The 16,089-nt window shown below is 71.8% G+C and carries 14 protein-coding genes; 3 read left to right on the top strand and 11 right to left on the bottom strand.

The features are described from left to right. Window positions 1-3 precede the first annotated feature (3 nt). On the top strand, window positions 4-366 hold the full coding sequence (locus ABFT23_RS20935; protein ID WP_347898758.1) for a sec-independent translocase: 363 nt from the start codon (window positions 4-6) through the stop codon (window positions 364-366). 24 nt (window positions 367-390) lie between these two features. Here the strand turns inward: ABFT23_RS20935 and ABFT23_RS20930 are convergent, their stop codons facing one another. Further along, entirely contained in the window at window positions 391-930 is a 540-nt protein-coding gene (locus tag ABFT23_RS20930; protein WP_347898756.1) for a hypothetical protein, read from the bottom strand. A gap of 102 nt (window positions 931-1,032) precedes the next feature. Between ABFT23_RS20930 and ABFT23_RS20925 the strand changes: the two genes are divergently transcribed. Both ABFT23_RS20925 and ABFT23_RS20920 read left to right on the top strand, forming a co-directional pair. Then, complete coding sequence (locus ABFT23_RS20925) at window positions 1,033-1,731, top strand: LysM peptidoglycan-binding domain-containing protein (protein ID WP_347898754.1); 699 nt, start codon at window positions 1,033-1,035, stop codon at window positions 1,729-1,731. Between the two features lie 82 nt (window positions 1,732-1,813). Further along, a complete protein-coding gene (locus ABFT23_RS20920; protein WP_347898752.1) occupies window positions 1,814-2,296 on the top strand; it encodes an Rv3235 family protein in 483 nt (160 codons plus the stop codon). An 84-nt stretch (window positions 2,297-2,380) separates the two neighbouring features. Here the strand turns inward: ABFT23_RS20920 and secA are convergent, their stop codons facing one another. From secA to ABFT23_RS20870, 10 genes are all read right to left on the bottom strand, one after another. Continuing rightward, window positions 2,381-5,248, bottom strand: a complete 2,868-nt coding sequence (gene secA / locus ABFT23_RS20915; protein ID WP_347898750.1) for a preprotein translocase subunit SecA — start codon at window positions 5,246-5,248, stop codon at window positions 2,381-2,383. A gap of 71 nt (window positions 5,249-5,319) precedes the next feature. Further along, the gene (locus ABFT23_RS20910) at window positions 5,320-6,540 is read right to left on the bottom strand and encodes a winged helix-turn-helix domain-containing protein (RefSeq protein ID WP_347898748.1); all 1,221 of its coding nucleotides are present in this window, start codon (window positions 6,538-6,540) and stop codon (window positions 5,320-5,322) included. Between the two features lie 219 nt (window positions 6,541-6,759). Next, window positions 6,760-7,452, bottom strand: a complete 693-nt coding sequence (locus ABFT23_RS20905; protein ID WP_347898746.1) for a response regulator transcription factor — start codon at window positions 7,450-7,452, stop codon at window positions 6,760-6,762. A 66-nt stretch (window positions 7,453-7,518) separates the two neighbouring features. Then, window positions 7,519-8,154, bottom strand: coding sequence for a ribosome hibernation-promoting factor, HPF/YfiA family (hpf, locus tag ABFT23_RS20900; protein ID WP_347898744.1), 636 nt, complete (start codon window positions 8,152-8,154; stop codon window positions 7,519-7,521). Between the two features lie 334 nt (window positions 8,155-8,488). Next, entirely contained in the window at window positions 8,489-9,232 is a 744-nt protein-coding gene (locus tag ABFT23_RS20895; protein ID WP_347898742.1) for a ComF family protein, read from the bottom strand. Between the two features lie 71 nt (window positions 9,233-9,303). Further along, window positions 9,304-11,043, bottom strand: a complete 1,740-nt coding sequence (locus tag ABFT23_RS20890) for an LpqB family beta-propeller domain-containing protein (protein ID WP_347898740.1) — start codon at window positions 11,041-11,043, stop codon at window positions 9,304-9,306. Then, window positions 11,040-12,698 (bottom strand): MtrAB system histidine kinase MtrB, encoded by a 1,659-nt coding sequence (mtrB, locus tag ABFT23_RS20885; protein WP_347898738.1) that lies wholly within the window; start codon window positions 12,696-12,698, stop codon window positions 11,040-11,042. The genes ABFT23_RS20890 and mtrB overlap by 4 nt, the downstream gene beginning before the upstream one ends. 7 nt (window positions 12,699-12,705) lie before the next feature. Then, entirely contained in the window at window positions 12,706-13,419 is a 714-nt protein-coding gene (mtrA, locus tag ABFT23_RS20880) for an MtrAB system response regulator MtrA (RefSeq protein ID WP_347898736.1), read from the bottom strand. A gap of 124 nt (window positions 13,420-13,543) precedes the next feature. Then, window positions 13,544-14,989 (bottom strand): adenosylhomocysteinase, encoded by a 1,446-nt coding sequence (gene ahcY / locus ABFT23_RS20875; protein ID WP_347898734.1) that lies wholly within the window; start codon window positions 14,987-14,989, stop codon window positions 13,544-13,546. 120 nt (window positions 14,990-15,109) lie between these two features. After that, window positions 15,110-16,081: a DUF808 domain-containing protein gene (locus tag ABFT23_RS20870; protein ID WP_347898732.1), complete on the bottom strand. Its 972-nt coding sequence runs from the start codon at window positions 16,079-16,081 to the stop codon at window positions 15,110-15,112. Between the last annotated feature and the right edge of the window lie 8 nt (window positions 16,082-16,089).

Below are 16,089 nucleotides of genomic sequence, written 5' to 3'. Positions count from 1 at the left end.
TCCATGACCGTCGCCCTGTCGCCCCTGCTCATCGGCGACATCGGCTTCGGTGAGCTCATCGTGATCGCGCTCGTCGCGATCGTCGTCTTCGGGCCCGACAAGCTCCCGGAGCTCGCGAAGCAGGCCGGCGCCATGGTGCGCAAGGCCCGCGACTTCGCCAACGCCGCCCGCGACGACCTGCGCGACGAGCTCGGGCCCGACTACGCCGACCTCGAGCTGCGCGACCTCGACCCCCGCGCCATCGTGCGCAAGCACATCGTCGAGGCGATGGAGGGCGCCGACGAGGAGGCGGAGCGCTCGCGCAAGAGGGGCGAGATGCCGCTCCTCCAGGGCGAGCTGCCGCCCTTCGACGCCGACGCCACCTAGCCGGGCGCGGCTCGCGGCAGCGCCTCAGACCTCGCGGCTCTGCACCGCGGCCACGGTCGCGAGACCCAGCAGGGAGAGGCGGAGCGGGTCGCCCTCGGCGAGCTCGACGAAGTCCTGCCCCACCCGGTGCACGAGACCGTCGTGGCGCCCGCCGTCGATGCGGTGGACGACGCACCGCTCGCCCGAGTCGGCGATGCGGCGCAGCGCGGAGCCCAGGCCGAGACGCGCCACGGCCGGCCAGGCGACCTCGGGCACCGCCCGGTCGGAGGCGCCCTCGACGGCCGCGACGGCCGGCCACGGCACGATCCAGTCCTGACCCGGGCCTGAGACCAGGCACCACCCCCGGGCGACCCGGTCGAGGCGACCTGCGACCGCGCCGACACCGAGCACGTGCAGCACGACGTCGTGGTCGAGGGAGGCCATGAGCCGGGCCGCGAGCGGGACCTGCTGGTACTCGGCGCGTGCCCGGTCGGCCAGCTCGGGCAGACGTTCTGCGTCGTAGAGCGCGTCGGCCTGCTGCTCCAGCTCGTCGAGGAAGCCGAAGAGCTCCTGCTCCCACCCCATGCTCCGACCCTAGTTCATCCACAGCCTCCCTGATCAAACGATTGACTTTTGCATTGAACGAGCGTGTAGTGAGGCAAACGCACGCAAACGTAAAGGTCGACGATGTCTCGCTCTCGGTGCATCCTGGTCTGGTTCACGATCTCCACGACCTCCGTGGCCGTCGCGCACTGGGCGCTGGCCTCGGTGCCGGCCGACCCCGCCGCGGCCAGGTTCGACGAGCTGCTCGTCGGCGTGGCCGGCGTCGCGCTGACCGGTTGCGCCGTCTGGGCGTGGGTCGTGGGCACCGTGGTCGTCGCGCAGGTGCTGCGCCACTCCGGTCGCCCGCCCCGACCTCCCCGGGGCGTGCCGACCTGGGCGGTCCGCGTCGTCGCCGCAGCCTGCGGCGTCGTGGTCCTCGGTGCGGGCGCGGCCCAGGCCGAGAGCGGCGTCCGCGCGCCGGGCACCTCCCTCGGTCCGGTCCACGACCGGCTCGGCGACCTGGCGGCCGGCACGGCACAGACGGCGCGCGCCGACGGCTCCCTCGACGGCCTCCCCTACCCCGACCGGGCCGCTGGAGCCGACCACCCCGCGCCAGACCCGGGGCCGGCGTCTCGTCGTCACGCCGGGCTCCGGGACGACGACATCGTCGTCCGTGCCGGCGACAGCCTGTGGCGCCTCAGCGCGCGCCGGCTCGGCCCGAGGGCGAGCACGGCCGAGATCGCCGCCGAGACCTCCGCGCTCTACGAGCGCAACCGCGACGTCGTCGGGCCCGACCCCGACCTCGTGCACCCGGGCGACCGGCTCCGGCCGCCGCGCACCTGAGCACCTGAGCACCTGAGCACCTGAGCACCGACGAACCCGAACACCTGCACGCCTGCACCCCGACCCGAATGGAGACCACGCCATGCCGACCGCACATCCGCTCTACCACGCCGACGTCGTCCCGCTGCCCGTGCCGGTCGCGGTGGCCTCGACGCAGGGCACCCTCGCCCTCGACCTCCAGCCGAACCTCGACCCGCCCGAGGCACCCGTGGGCCCGGCGCGACCCGACGTCGACGAGTGGGCCTTCCGCTACGTGCAGGCCGCCGTCGAGATCGTCGGCGGCGACCGGCCCGTCTCGCAGCTGGTACGGCACACGAGCCGCGAGGTCTATGCCGACCTCGAGCGGCGGGCGACGCTGGTGGCCCGGGCCGGGGGCCACGTGCCCGGGGTCTCGCGGATCGCCCCGGTGCGCGCTCGGGTGCACAGCGTGCACAGCTGCGCACCCAGCCCCCGGGTCGCCGAGGTCAGCGCCCACCTGCGCTACGGCGAGCGGTCACGGGCAGTGGCGGCCCGCTTCGAGCGCCGCGCCGGACGGTGGGTGTGCACCGCGCTCGAGTTCGCCTGACGCGTCGCCCCGTCGCGCCGGCGTCGCACAGACCGACGGCCACCGGACCAGGGGGACTCGGTGGCCGTCGTGGTACGCGGTGGGTCAGCCGATGCGGGCGGTGACGCCCGACGGGCCGCCGGGCGCGCCGTGGCACTGCTTGAACTTCTTGCCCGACCCGCACGGGCACTTGGCGTTGCGGCCCACGCCGGCGAACTCGTCGTCGGCCTGCGTCACGATCTCCTCGACCTCGTTGTCGCCGTCGATGCTCGGCGCCGAGGTGCGCAAGTTGGTCGGCATGCTCTGCTTCTCGAGCCCCTTGGCCTTGATCGTCGGAGCGTGCTTGGTCAGCGTCGGCGCCGCGGCGGGCTGGGTCTCGGACGGCAGCTCGCGACGCAGCGGCTCCTCGACCTCGACACCGTCCTCGCCGAGGCCGAACGGGTCGTAGGTCTCGCTGTCGGGCTCGGCCTCCTCCTCGACCTGGACCTCGAGGTTGAACATGAAGCCGACGGTCTCTTCCTTGATGCCGTCCATCATGGCGGCGAACATGTCGTAGCCCTCGCGCTGGTACTCCACGAGCGGGTCGCGCTGGCTGTAGGCACGCAGGTAGATGCCCTCGCGCAGGTAGTCCATCTCGTAGAGGTGCTCACGCCACTTGCGGTCGAGGACCGACAGGAGGACGCGCCGCTCGAGCTCGCGCATCACCTCCTCACCGACCTCGGCCTCGCGCTCGTTGTAGGCGCGCTGGGCGTCGACCTGGAGGATCTTGACCAGCTCGTCCTTCGTGAGCCCGGCCTGGTCGCCACCGGCCTCCTCGATCATCTGCTCGCGGTCGACCCCGACCGGCCAGAACTGGTTGAGGTCGGTCCAGAGCTGCTCGAGGTCCCACTCCTCGGCGAAGTCGTCGAGCGTGCCGCGCACGGTGCCGTCGACGACGTCGTCGATGAACGTGCGGATCTCGTCCTCGATGTCGGCGCCCTCGAGCACCTCGCGGCGCTCGCCGTAGATCACCTTGCGCTGACGGTCCATGACGTCGTCGTACTTGAGGACGTTCTTGCGCGACTCGAAGTTCTGCGACTCGACCTGGCCCTGCGCATTGGCGATCGCGTTGGTGACCCGCTTGTTCTCGATCGGCACGTCGTCGGGGATCTTGAGCATGGTGAGCACGCGGTCGACCCACTCGGACTTGAACAGGCGCATCAGCTCGTCCTCGAGGGAGAGGTAGAAGCGCGACTCGCCGGGGTCGCCCTGACGGCCGGACCGACCACGCAGCTGGTTGTCGATGCGGCGGGACTCGTGGCGCTCGGTGCCGACCACGTAGAGACCGCCGAGCTCGCGGACCTCGTCGTGCTCGTTGCCGACCTGCTCCTTGATCTTCTCGAGCATCTCGGGCCAGGCGGCGTCGTAGGCCTCGGCGGTCTCGCCGGTGGGCTCGAGGCCCTGCTTGCGCAGCTCGGCGTCGGCGAGGAACTCGACCGAGCCGCCGAGCATGATGTCGGTGCCTCGACCGGCCATGTTGGTGGCGACGGTGACGGCGCCCTTGTGACCGGCCAGGGCGACGATCTTCGCCTCGTCGGCGTGCACCTTGGCGTTCAGCACCGAGTGGGCGACGCCGCGCTTCTTCAGCTCGTCGGACAGGTGCTGGGACTTCTCGACCGACACCGTGCCGATGAGGACCGGCTGGCCCTTCTCGTGCCGCTCGACGATGTCGTCGACGACGGCCTCGTACTTGGCGGCCTCGGTGCGGTAGACCAGGTCGGCCTGGTCCTTGCGGACCATCGGCCGGTTGGTCGGGATGGGCACGACGCCGAGGCTGTAGATCTTGTCGAACTCGCTCGCCTCGGTCATGGCCGTACCGGTCATGCCGGAGAGCTTGTCGTAGAGCCGGAAGTAGTTCTGCAGGGTGACGGTGGCCAGCGTCTGGTACTCCTCGCGGACCTGCACGCCCTCCTTGGCCTCGATGGCCTGGTGCAGGCCGTCGTTGTAGCGACGACCGGCGAGCATGCGGCCGGTGTGCTCGTCGACGATGAGCACCTCGCCGTTCATGACGACGTACTCCTTGTCGTTGCGGAACAGCGCCTTGGCCTTGATGGAGTTGTTGAGGAACGAGATCAGCGGGGTGTTGACCGACTCGTAGAGGTTGTCGATGCCGAGGTGGTCCTCGACCTTGGTGATGCCGGGCTCGAGCACCGAGATGGTGCGCTTCTTCTCGTCGACCTCGTAGTCCTCGTCGACGACCAGCTTGGCGGCGATCTTGGCGAACTCGTCGTACCACTTCACCTCGTCCTGCGTGGGGCCGGAGATGATGAGCGGCGTGCGGGCCTCGTCGATGAGGATCGAGTCGACCTCGTCGACGACGGCGAAGTTGTGGCCGCGCTGCACGCACTCCTCGATCGAGCCGGCCATGTTGTCGCGCAGGTAGTCGAAGCCGAGCTCGTTGTTGGTGCCGTAGGTGATGTCGCAGGCGTAGGCGGCCCGACGCTCGGCCGGGCGCATCTGCGGCAGGATCACGCCGACGGTGAGCCCGAGGAAGTGGTGGATGCGGCCCATCTGCTCGGACTGGAACTTGGCGAGGTAGTCGTTGACCGTGACGACGTGGACCCCCTTGCCCGACAGCGCGTTGAGGTAGGACGGCAGGGTGGCGACGAGGGTCTTGCCCTCACCGGTCTTCATCTCGGCGATGTTGCCGAGGTGCAGCGCGGCGCCGCCCATGATCTGGACGTCGAAGGGCCGCATGCCGGTGACCCGCTTGGAGGCCTCGCGCACCGTCGCGAAGGCCTCGGGGAGGATGTCGTCGAGCGTGGCGCCGTCGGCCAGGCGCTCCTTGAACTCCCCCGTCATCGCTTGGAGCTCGGCGTCGCTCATCGTGACGAAGTCGTCCTCGATGGCGTTGACCGCCTTGGCGAGGGCTTCGAGCTGACGCAGGGTCTTGCCCTCGCCGATGCGGAGGATCTTGTCGATGATGGCGGGCACGTAGGTGACTTCCTCTGGATCAGGGATGAGGTGGAGAGTCGGGGTCGACCCGAGTCGGGCCGCCGACCATCCTAACGAGCGCCCGCGAAGATCCGTTCCTCGGCGGCGAGCGGGCCGGCGAGGTCGCCGCGTGGCTCGACGACGACCTCGTCGAGCCCGAGCCAGGACGCCGCGCGGTGCAGCTCGGCGGCGAGCTGGCCGGCGACGTCGTCGGGGGCGCCGTCCTCGGCGTAGGCGCCCTTGACCAGCAGCCGGCGGGTGGCCCGGTCGGCCTTGAGGTCGACCCGGCCGACGAGCTCGTCGCGCAGGAGGAACGGCAGCACGTAGTAGCCGTAGAGCCGCTTCTCGGCCGGGGTGTAGATCTCGATGCGGTAGTGGAAGTCGAACAGGTGCTCGGCGCGCTCGCGGTGCCACACGACGGGGTCGAAGGGGCTGAGCAGCGTGCGGGCGGCCACCGCGCGCGGACGACGGGCCTCGCGGTGCAGGAACGCGGGGCGCCGCCACCCCTCGACGGTCACCGGCTCGAGCTCGCCGGCCTCGACGAGGACCGCGACCGCGGCGGCGGTGTCGGCGGTGCTCATGCGGTAGTAGTCGGCCAGGCACGGGACGGTGGCGACGCCGTGCGACCGGGCCGCGCGGCGCACCAGCTCGAGGTGCTGGTCGGCCACCGGCGGCGTGGGTGCGGCGAGGACGGCGTCGGGCAGCACCTGCTCGGGCAGCCCGTAGTGGATCTCGAACTGGCTGTTGCGCCCGGCGACGACCACCTCCCCGGCCGAGCAGAGGTAGTCGAGCATCCGGCGCGTGCGCGACCAGTTCCAGCCCCAGTTGTCCCTGCTGCGCGGCAGACCGTCGTCGAGCTGGCGCGCGGTCGACGGCCCGCGCTCAGCGATCTCGGCGAGCAGCCGGGCCTCGAGGGCGTCGTCGGCGGCGACGAAGGACCACTTGCCCCGGCGCGCGTGGTGGTGCTCGCGCCGGTGGGCCATCGCCGGCCACAGCTCGACCGGCATGAAGGCCTGCACGTGTGCCCAGTACTCCACGAGGCGACGCTGCCGGCGTCCGGTGCCGGCCCGTTCGAGCAGGTCGGTGTCGTAGGGCCCCATGCGCGCGTAGAGCGGCATCAGGTGGGCGCGGGCGAAGACGTTGACCGAGTCGACCTGCAGCACCCCCGTGCGCTCGACGGTACGCGCGAGCGTGCGCATCGTCGGGGGCTCGTGCGGCTTGTCGAGGAAGCCCTGCGCGGCCAGCGCGATGCGACGGGCCTGGGCAACGCTGAGGGACTGAGGACGAGGCACAAGTCAGGTCTACCCCAGACCACGGACAGCCGACCGGACCGAGCACGCTGATCGAGACCGGTACCGCCCGAAGGCGCCCCGACCACAGCAACACCGGACCACACGGCGCACGCGTCGTCGGGCGCCTTCTGAGCGGGTCGGGGCCGACGCCGCAATCGCGGCAGCGAGCACCAGGCTGGGCGGCCCCGCCGGGACAGGCGCCCGTAAGACGCCATCCAGTTAGGGCAGTTCCAGCAGGTTCTCGCGGACGGCGTACATGACGGCCTCCATGCGCGAGTGCAGCTGCAGCTTCTCGAGCATGTTGCGCACGTGGTTCTTCACCGTGTTCTCGGAGATGAAGAGCCGGGCCGCGATCTCCTTGTTGGAGTGGCCCTGCGCGACGAGGCGCAGCACGTCGAGCTCGCGCTCGGTGAGGCGCAGCGCGGGGCCGGTCTCGCGCTCGGGCTTCGACATCTGCTTGAACTCGTCGATGAGCTTGATCGCCATCGACGGGCTGATGAGCGACTGGCCGTCGGCGACGACGCGGATGGCCTGGGCGACCTCCTCGATCGAGGAGTCCTTGAGCAGGTAGCCCGAGGCCCCGCTCTTGACGGCCTCGTAGAGGTCGGCCTCCTCGTCGGAGACGGTGAGCATGATGATCTTGGCCGAGGGCACGGACTGCTTGATGGCCAGGCACGCCTCGATGCCGGACTTCTTCGGCATGCGCACGTCGAGCAGCACGACATCGGGGGCGGCGCTCTCGGCGAGCGTGATGCCCTCGGCACCGTCGCCGGCCTCACCGACCACCTCGAGCCCCGGCTCGACGGCGAGCAGCATCGTCAGACCACGCCGGAAGAGCTGCTGGTCGTCGACCACCAGCACTCGGATCGGCTCTCGTCCGGATGCGTCCGACTGCCCCACAGCGTCTGCCACGCACCGATCTTGTCACAACGCACGATCCGGGGTCCCGTGGCGGGACCCCGGACCGTCGGCGAGCTGCTACTCCTCGGTGTCGACGTCGAGCGAGATCACGCCGTAGTCGTAGCCGCGACGGCGGTAGACGACCGAGGGACGCTCGCTCTCCTTGTCGACGAACAGGTAGAAGTCGTGGCCCACGAGCTCCATCTCGTACATGGCCTGGTCGAGCGTCATCGGGGCCGCCGGGTGGGTCTTCTCGCGGACGACGAGCGGCCCGTCGCCGACGACGTCGATCGGGCCGACCGACCGCTCGAGGCCCTCGCCGCCGCCATCGGTCGACGCGGTGTCGTCGGTCAGGTCGACCTCCACCGCGGCGAGCGCCTGCCCGACCGAGACCGGCGTGCGGCGTCCGCGGTGCACGCGACGGCGGTCGGCGGCCTTGCGCATCTGGGAGGCCATCTTGTCGAGGGCGAGGTCGAGAGCGCCCATCTGGTGGTCGGCGGCGGCCTCGGCGCGGATCACCGGGCCCTTGCTGAACGCGGTGAGCTGGACGTGGATGGACTTGTCGTGCTGGCGCGGGTTGGGCTCGCAGTCGACCTCCACGTGGACCCGCATGATCCGGTGGTCGTGCTTCTCGAGCTTGGACAACTTCTCGTCGCAGTGACCCCGGAACGAGTCCGTGATCTCACAGTGACGACCGGTGACGACAACTTCCATCGGTGAACCTCCCGCTAGCGATTGGTTGCTGCAGGCGCGCGTGGGGGTGCGCGGCCTGAGGAGTCCGTCCGGCCGACCTGGTCTTCGTCCCCACAATCGCCTGCTGAGACGGTCGCAGCTCAGTGCCACTACTGGCCTTCTCCCGCCACCCCGAGGGGCTGGCCGCATCTGACGGCCGGGACGGGGCAGGACTTACGACTAAGCCGCACCGTGATCCCCGCGCAGCACGCGGGTTACGTGGGCCGTTTCGCCTGCGACTGGCATCGGCTTGCCGCTCCGGACGTGCACCCGGAACGGCGCAACCACGGACCCGGACGGACTCCATGCACCGACGTTAGTCGGTGCGGTCCACCCACGGAACCTCCGGGTCTGATGAATCGCTGTGAACGGCACGGTGGCGCAGCGGGGTCGCCGCGACGGTCGCCGCCGCCACCGCGGTGACCCCGACGGCGGCCAGGGCCCGGCGCGCCTCGGCGAGCGTGCTGCCGGTGGTGACGACGTCGTCGCACACCACCACGTGCACCGCGCCGACGCCCCGCGCGGCCCTCCGCAACGCCCGCGCGGACACCGCCATCGACCCGGCCAGGTTGGCCCGTCGGGCGGAGACGTCGAGCCCGGACTGGTCGACGACGCCGACGCGGGTGCGCAGCAGCGGCTGCGCCCGGACGCCGCCCCCCAGCGACCGGGCCGCGACGCGCAGCATCGCGAGGGTCGGGTCGTGTCCGCGGGAGCGCACCGCCGAGGGCCGCGACGGCACCGGCACGAGGAGCACGGCGTCGCCGGGAGGCACCCGGGCGTCGTCGAGGGCCGCGGCGACGGCCCGCGCCAGCAGCGCCCCGAGGACCGGCGTCAGCGCGAGGAGCCGGCGCTCCTTGTGCCCGACGACCAACGCCCGGACGACGGACTCGTAGGACGCTGCGGCCCACGCGGCGCTCCCGGCCACCGGGAAGGGCGTCGTCGGCAGCGCCGCCTCGCACGGCGGGCACAGCAGCCGGCCCGGCCGGGCGCAGCCGAGGCACGTGCCGCCCAGGAGCAGGTCGGCCGCGGCGTCGCCGAGCGACCCGTCTCCCCCGCCCACGCCACCATGGCACCAGGCGCGGCGTCCGCGCGCCACCACGGCGGGCCTTCTTGTGGAGGACCGGCCGGCCGTCAGCCGGCGTAGTCGACGGCCTGGGGCGGGCCACCGGCGAAGTCGACGGGGTCGTAGTCGACGAGGTCGAGCAGCCCGGTCGAGGTGATGCCGTAGGTCGGCAGGTCCGGGAGCGGGGAGCCGACCAGGCCGAGCAGCGGGCCGGCGACGGGGCGCACGTCGTCCTCGGTGCCGGAGGCGCCGTCGACGCCGATGGTGCGCACCTCGGAGAAGCTGGGGTCGACGGTCGAGAGCAGCGTGACCGACGTCGGGCTGGCCCAGGCGATGTCGTCGATCGCCTGACCGCTCGTCGCGGGGACGAGCACCTCCGTGGCCCGCACCGAGACGACGGCTCCCTCCGGGTCGCTCTCGACGCGGCCGACGCGCACGGTGTCGCCGTCGCCGGAGGCCACGACGGCCAGGAACCGGGTGCCGTCACGCGAGACCAGGAACGAGCGGACGTCCTGACCGCTCACCCCGGGCACGTCGACCTCGCGCACCTGCCGGCCGCGCACGACCCGCACGACCGCGCCGGACCGCGTGCGGTCGACCACCCACAGCCGCTCGGCGAAGTCCCACTCGGGCTTGAGCAGCCGCTCCCCCTGCAGCACCTGCGTTGCCGTCGCCTCCGTGCCGTCGGCCGGGTCGGCGAGGTCGGCGAGCAGCAGGTTCCGCCCGCGCAGCCCCACCCCGGCCGCCCGGGAGCCGGAGAGGTCGACCGCGGCGAGGCCGACCCGGGTACGGCCGCTGCCGAAGGCGCCGGCGACCGGGACGAGCTCGCGGCCGTCGCGGCGGGCCAGCACGCCATCGCGGACGGCGTAGAGCCCGGTGTCGGGGTCGGCGCCGTTGGGGCCGACGCCGGCCGCCGCGCCGACGGCATACTCCGCGCTGCCGTCGGCGGTGATGATCGGCGTCCCGGCGAGCGTGACGCGCAGCGAGCGGATCGTGGGGTCCTCACCGAGGGTCTCGGCCAGCTGGGCGAGCATGCGCTGCGTGGTCGGCGTGCTGTAGCCGGGGGTGACGGTCGCCGAGGCCTCGAGGTCGACCAACGCGACCGAGCCGACCACGCGCACGTCGGCGGTGACGCCGACCGGCAGGTAGCTGCGCACGACCGTCGCGAGGCCCGGCCCGGGCCCGGCCACCAGACCGTCGATGAGGCTCCGCCCGAGCGTCGTGCCCTCGGGCACGAACACCGGCTGCGGGACCAGGATCGAGCCGGTGGGGTCGAAGAAGTAGAGCGAGGCCTGGCGGTAGCGCTGGGTGAACCAGTTGACGGGCACCAGGTGCGCGTCGGGCGGGTTGGTGATGCGGTAGTTGCCGTCGTCGTAGACCAGGCGCAGCTCGATGGTCTGCTCGGTCTCGCGGAGGCGGCCGAGCCAGGCACCGGTGCTGCTCAGCCGTTGGGCGTCGTCGAGGGTGACCAGCACCCGCCGGGAGTCCTCGACCGTGTCGACCTGGTCGTAGGTGATCATCTCCTGCTCCGGCCGCCACCGGTCGGCAGCGGCGGTGGTCAGGTACTGCCGCGCCACGTCGAAGTCGATCGGCGAGGCCATCATCGCGTCGAGGAAGCCCTCGACGACCTGCGACTCGGTCATGCCGCGGCTGGGCGGGTCGGGGTTGACGTCGTTGGCGGTGTCGTCGGCGATGGTCGACTCCGACCCGGCCGCGACGACCGGCCCCGACGTCGGGACGCCGGCGCACCCGCCGAGCGTGAGGGCGAGGGCCAGCGCCGCGAGGAGGGCCCGCACGACGGGGCTCACGGGGCGACCTCCTGGCGGCCGCGGTCGGCGTCGTCGGGCTGCAGCGGCAGCGGGCTGCGCCGCAGGGCGAACCCGGCGCGCCGGGGCAGGGTCAGCCGGAACTGCGCGCCGTCGCCGGGACGGCCCCAGGCCTGCAGCCAGCCCCCGTGCAGGTGGGTGTCCTCGAGCGAGATCGAGAGCCCGAGACCGGTGCCGCCGCTGGTGCGCGCCCGCGCCGGGTCGGCGCGCCAGAAGCGGTTGAAGACCATCGAGGAGTCGCCCGGCTCGAGCCCGACGCCGTAGTCGCGGACGGCGACCGCGGAGGCGTCGTCGTCGGCGGCCAGCAGGATCACGATGCCGGGCTGCCGCCCGCCGACGGCGGCGTGGTCGATCGCGTTGGTGACCAGGTTGCGCACGATGCGCTCGACCCGCCGGGCGTCGGCCTCGGCCAGGCAGGGCCGGTCGGCGTCGTGGATGGCGATCTGGACGCCGCGCTGGTCGGCCAGGGCGCGGGTGGAGTCGACGACGCGACGGACGACGTCGCCGAGGTTCACGTCCTCGAGGTCGAGCACGGCCGCGCCGGCGTCGAAGCGACTGATCTCGAGCAGGTCGGCGAGCAGGGTCTCGAACCGGTCGAGCTCGGTCTGCAGCAGCTCGGCGGCGCGGGCCGTGGCCGGGTCGAACCGCTCGCGCGCGTCGTGGAGCACGTCGCCGGCCATGCGGACGGTGGTGAGGGGCGTGCGCAGCTCGTGCGAGACGTCGGAGACGAAGCGGCGCTGGACCCGGCTGAGGTCCTCGAGCTGGCGGATCTGGCGCTGCAGGTTGCTGGCCATCTGGTTGAACGACGTCGCGAGCCGGGCGAGGTCGTCCTCGCCCCGGACCCGCACGCGCTCCTGCAACCGCCCGGCCGCGAGCCGCTCGGCCACCTGCCGGGCCATGCGCACCGGGGTCACGACCTGGCGGGTGACGAGCCAGGTCAGGCCGACGACGAGCACGAGCAGGAGCCCGGCGGCCGTGAGCAGCGCGCGGGTCACGAGCGCGAGCGTCTGCTGCTCCTCGTCGAGGGGGTAGATGAGGTAGAGACCGTAGGCGCGGCCGTCGGCCGGCAGCCGCACCTGCGAGCCGACGACGATCGCCGCCCGGGCGGGCTCATCGAGGCGACTGTCGTAGCGCAGCTCGGTGTAGGTCCAGGCCGGCTCGGCGCCGACGGTCTCGAGGCTGCGCTGCAGGTCGTCGGGCACGCTGGCGAGGTCGAGACCCGCCGTCGAGCTGGCCAGGCCGTCGCCGAGGCCGCCGGCGTCGTCGACCGGGCCGGCCACGACGACGGCGTAGCCGCGGGAGCTGGTGCGCTCGATGATCGAGTCGGCGAGCTGGCGCAGCTGCGCCGAGACGTCGGACTCGATCGCCGACGCACTCGCGAGGTCCTGGCGGGCCTTCTGGGTCTCGAGAGCGGCCTCGGCGGTGACGGTCTCGACGCGGGAGTCGAGCAGGCCGTCACGCGTGGAGCGGAGGAGGTACCAGCCGACGACCCCGATCACGACCGTGGACAGCACCAGCGTGCTCGCCACGACCCGTGCCTGGGTGGAACGCCTCCAGAAGGTCAGCGCGCGCCGCAGGTGACCGCGTCGGGACGACGAGGCCGCGGGCCGTCGCGCGCGGGTCAGGACCGGAGGCACGGCGGGCTCAGGAGCCCTTGCCGGCCTTGTAGCCGACGCCGCGGACCGTCACCACGATCTCGGGGTGCTCGGGATCGTGCTCGACCTTCGAGCGCAGCCGCTGGACGTGCACGTTGACCAGCCGGGTGTCGGCGGCGTGCCGGTAGCCCCACACGGTCTCGAGCAGCATCTCGCGGGTGAAGACCTGCCACGGCTTGCGCGCCAGGCACAGCAGCAGGTCGAACTCGAGCGGCGTGAGCCCGATGGCCTGGCCGCCCCGGGTGACGGCGTGGCCGTCGACGTCGATCTCGAGGTCGCCGATGCTCAGGGTCTCCTGCGCGGCCTCGGGCGGCTCGATGCGTCGTACCCGCGCGCGGATGCGGGCGACGAGCTCCTTGGGCTTGAACGGCTTGACGACGTAGTCGTCGGCCCCGGACTCGAGCCCGACGACGATGTCGACGGTGTCGCCCTTGGCGGTGAGCATGACGATCGGCACGCCCGACTCGCCGCGGATCTCCTTGCACACGTCGATGCCGTCGCGCCCGGGCAGCATGAGGTCGAGCAGGACGACATCGGGCCGGTAGTCGCGGACGGCGTCGAGCGCGAGGTCGCCGCGCCCTACGGTGCGGGAGTCGAACCCCTCCTGGCGGAGCACGATCGAGAGCATCTCGGCCAGGGCGGCGTCGTCGTCGACGACGAGCACACGCGCGTGCCCGGCCGTCTCGGCCGCCGTCTCGGTCATGTCACCCATTCTGGCAGGTGGCGCCAGACGCCCGACCGGCGCGCGGAGCGGTCCGGGGACGACGACGCCGCCACGCCCCGAGGGGACGCGGCGGCGTCGATGTGCCGCTGTGAGGGCTGAGCCGTCAGTAGCGGTAGGCCTCGGGCTTGTACGGGCCCTCGACGGCGAGGCCGAGGTAGGAGGCCTGCGACTCGGTCAGCGTGGTGAGCTTGACGCCGAGCGCGTCGAGGTGGAGGCGGGCGACCTCCTCGTCGAGGTGCTTGGGCAGCACGTAGACGCCGACCGGGTACTCCTCGGTCTTGGTGAAGATCTCGATCTGCGCGAGCACCTGGTTGGTGAACGAGTTCGACATCACGAACGACGGGTGGCCCGTCGCGTTGCCGAGGTTCATCAGACGACCCTCGGACAGCACGATGATCGACTTGCCGGCGCCCTCGCCCTCGTTGAACGTCCACAGGTCGACCTGCGGCTTGACGTTCTTGCGGGTGGCGACGCCGTCGGCCTCGAGGCCGGCCATGTCGATCTCGTTGTCGAAGTGGCCGATGTTGCCGACGATCGCGTTGTGCTTCATCGCCCGCATGTGGTCGACGGTGACGACGTCCTTGTTGCCGGTCGAGGTGATGATGATGTCGGCCACCGGGAGGGCGTCCTCGAGGGTGGTGACCTGGTAGCCGTCCATCGAGGCCTGCAGGGCGCAGATCGGGTCGATCTCGGTGACGATGACGCGCGCGCCCTGGCCGCGCAGCGACTCGGCGCAGCCCTTGCCGACGTCGCCGTAGCCGGCGACGACCGCGACCTTGCCGCCGATGAGGACGTCGGTGGCGCGGTTGATGCCGTCGATGAGCGAGTGGCGGCAGCCGTACTTGTTGTCGAACTTCGACTTGGTGACCGAGTCGTTGACGTTGATGGCCGGGAAGAGCAGCGTGCCCTCGCGCATCATCTCGTAGAGACGGTGCACGCCGGTGGTGGTCTCCTCGGTGACGCCCTTGACCGAGTTGGCGATCGGCGTCCAGTGGTTCGGCTTGCTCGCGAGGACCTCGTTGAGGACCTCGAAGATGATCCGCTGCTCACCGGAGGTGGCGGTCGCCGGGTCGGGAGCCTGGCCGGTCTTCTCGGCCTGGACGCCGAGGTGGACCAGGAGGGTGGCGTCGCCGCCGTCGTCGAGGATCATGTTGGGGGTCTCGTCGCCCCAGTCGAGGATCTGCTGGGTGCACCACCAGTACTCCTCCAGGGTCTCGCCCTTCCAGGCGAAGACCGGGACGCCCTGCGGGTCGTCGACGGTGCCGTTCGGGCCGACGACGACCGCGGCGGCCGCGTGGTCCTGGGTCGAGAAGATGTTGCACGAGGCCCAGCGGACGTCGGCGCCGAGCGCGGTGAGCGTCTCGATGAGCACCGCGGTCTGGATCGTCATGTGCAGCGAGCCGACGATGCGGGCGCCGGCGAGGGGCTTGGCGTCGCCGAAGCGCTCGCGCATCGCCATGAGGCCGGGCATCTCGTGCTCGGCGAGCAGGATCTCGGTGCGGCCGTAGTCGGCCAGGGAAAGGTCGGCGACCTTGTAGTCCATCGTCATCTCCAGAAGAGGTTGCGACTGCGTCTGCGCCGCGCATCTGCGCGCCGTCGGGATCTCCCACGCGACATTGGCAGCGTAGGACAGCCCGCGGGCGATCGATGAATCCTCGGGAGGGCCCGCTCAGTGCGCGGCGGCGGCTCCGTCGCGCTTCGGCACGAGGTGGACGACGGCCAGCACGAGGCCGCCGACGACGATGCCGATGACCGCGGAGAGCGCGGTGTTGACCAGCCAACCGACGACGCCGCCGATCGCCTCGAGGGCGTGCGCGGCCTCCTCCTCGAGGTGGTGGACGAGCTCGTAGGGCCCGTTCCAGCCGAGCACGAAGTCCTGGACGGCGAGCTCGTGGAACTGGAGCATCAGGATGTGTCCGCCGACCCAGAGCATGGCCGCGGTGCCGACGACGGCGATGGCGGTGAGCAGGCCGGGCATGCCGCGGACCAGCCCGAGCCCGACCTTCTTCGCGAGCGGGGACTCCTTCTGGGCCAGGGCCAGGCCGGCGTCGTCCATGCGCACGATGAGCGCGACGACGCCGTAGACCAGGGCGGTGATGGCGACCGCCACGACGCCGAGGGTGGCCGCGCGGACCAGGAAGGCCTCCTCCTTCACCTCGTTGAGGGAGATCACCATGATCTCGGCGGAGAGGATGAAGTCGGTGCGCACGGCGCCGGCGATCATCGTCTTCTCCTGCTCGGGGCTGATCTCGCCGGCGGTCTTCTCGGCCGGCGGGTGGTGACCGCTGACCTTCTCCCAGACCTTGTGCGCGCCCTCGTAGGCCAGGAACCCGCCGCCGAAGACGAGGATCAGCGGCAGCACCCAGTCGGGTGCGAACTGGCTGAGCAGCAGCGCCGCCGGGAGGATGAAGACGAGCTTGTTGCGCAGCGAGCCGATGGCGATCTGCTTGATGATCGGCAGCTCGCGCTGGGCCGCGACCCCCTGGACGTACTGCGGGGTTACGGCGGTGTCGTCGACGACGACGCCCGCGGCCTTCACGCCCGCCCGTCCCGCGGCCGCGCCGACGTCGTCGATCGAGGCCGCCGCGATGCGCGCGATCGCGGCGATGTCGTCGAGGAGTCCGAAGAGGCCAGCGCTCATGGCGGAAG

It is taken from the genome of Nocardioides secundeburneus, from assembly GCF_039939255.1.
Taxonomy (GTDB): domain Bacteria; phylum Actinomycetota; class Actinomycetes; order Propionibacteriales; family Nocardioidaceae; genus Nocardioides.
Note: the sequence above shows the minus strand (reverse complement) of the source record. Positions and strands in the feature narration are given on the sequence as shown.

What these genes read in the sequence shown, in the direction of transcription:
- ABFT23_RS20935 (WP_347898758.1), top strand. Translation starts at nt 4, where the DNA reads ATGACCGTCGCCCTGTCGCCCCTGCTCATCGGCGACATCGGCTTCGGT.
- ABFT23_RS20930 (WP_347898756.1), bottom strand. Translation starts at nt 930, where the DNA reads ATGGGGTGGGAGCAGGAGCTCTTCGGCTTCCTCGACGAGCTGGAGCAG.
- ABFT23_RS20925 (WP_347898754.1), top strand. Translation starts at nt 1,033, where the DNA reads ATGTCTCGCTCTCGGTGCATCCTGGTCTGGTTCACGATCTCCACGACC.
- ABFT23_RS20920 (WP_347898752.1), top strand. Translation starts at nt 1,814, where the DNA reads ATGCCGACCGCACATCCGCTCTACCACGCCGACGTCGTCCCGCTGCCC.
- hpf (WP_347898744.1), bottom strand. Translation starts at nt 8,154, where the DNA reads ATGGAAGTTGTCGTCACCGGTCGTCACTGTGAGATCACGGACTCGTTC.
- mtrA (WP_347898736.1), bottom strand. Translation starts at nt 13,419, where the DNA reads ATGACCGAGACGGCGGCCGAGACGGCCGGGCACGCGCGTGTGCTCGTC.
- ahcY (WP_347898734.1), bottom strand. Translation starts at nt 14,989, where the DNA reads ATGACGATGGACTACAAGGTCGCCGACCTTTCCCTGGCCGACTACGGC.
- ABFT23_RS20870 (WP_347898732.1), bottom strand. Translation starts at nt 16,081, where the DNA reads ATGAGCGCTGGCCTCTTCGGACTCCTCGACGACATCGCCGCGATCGCG.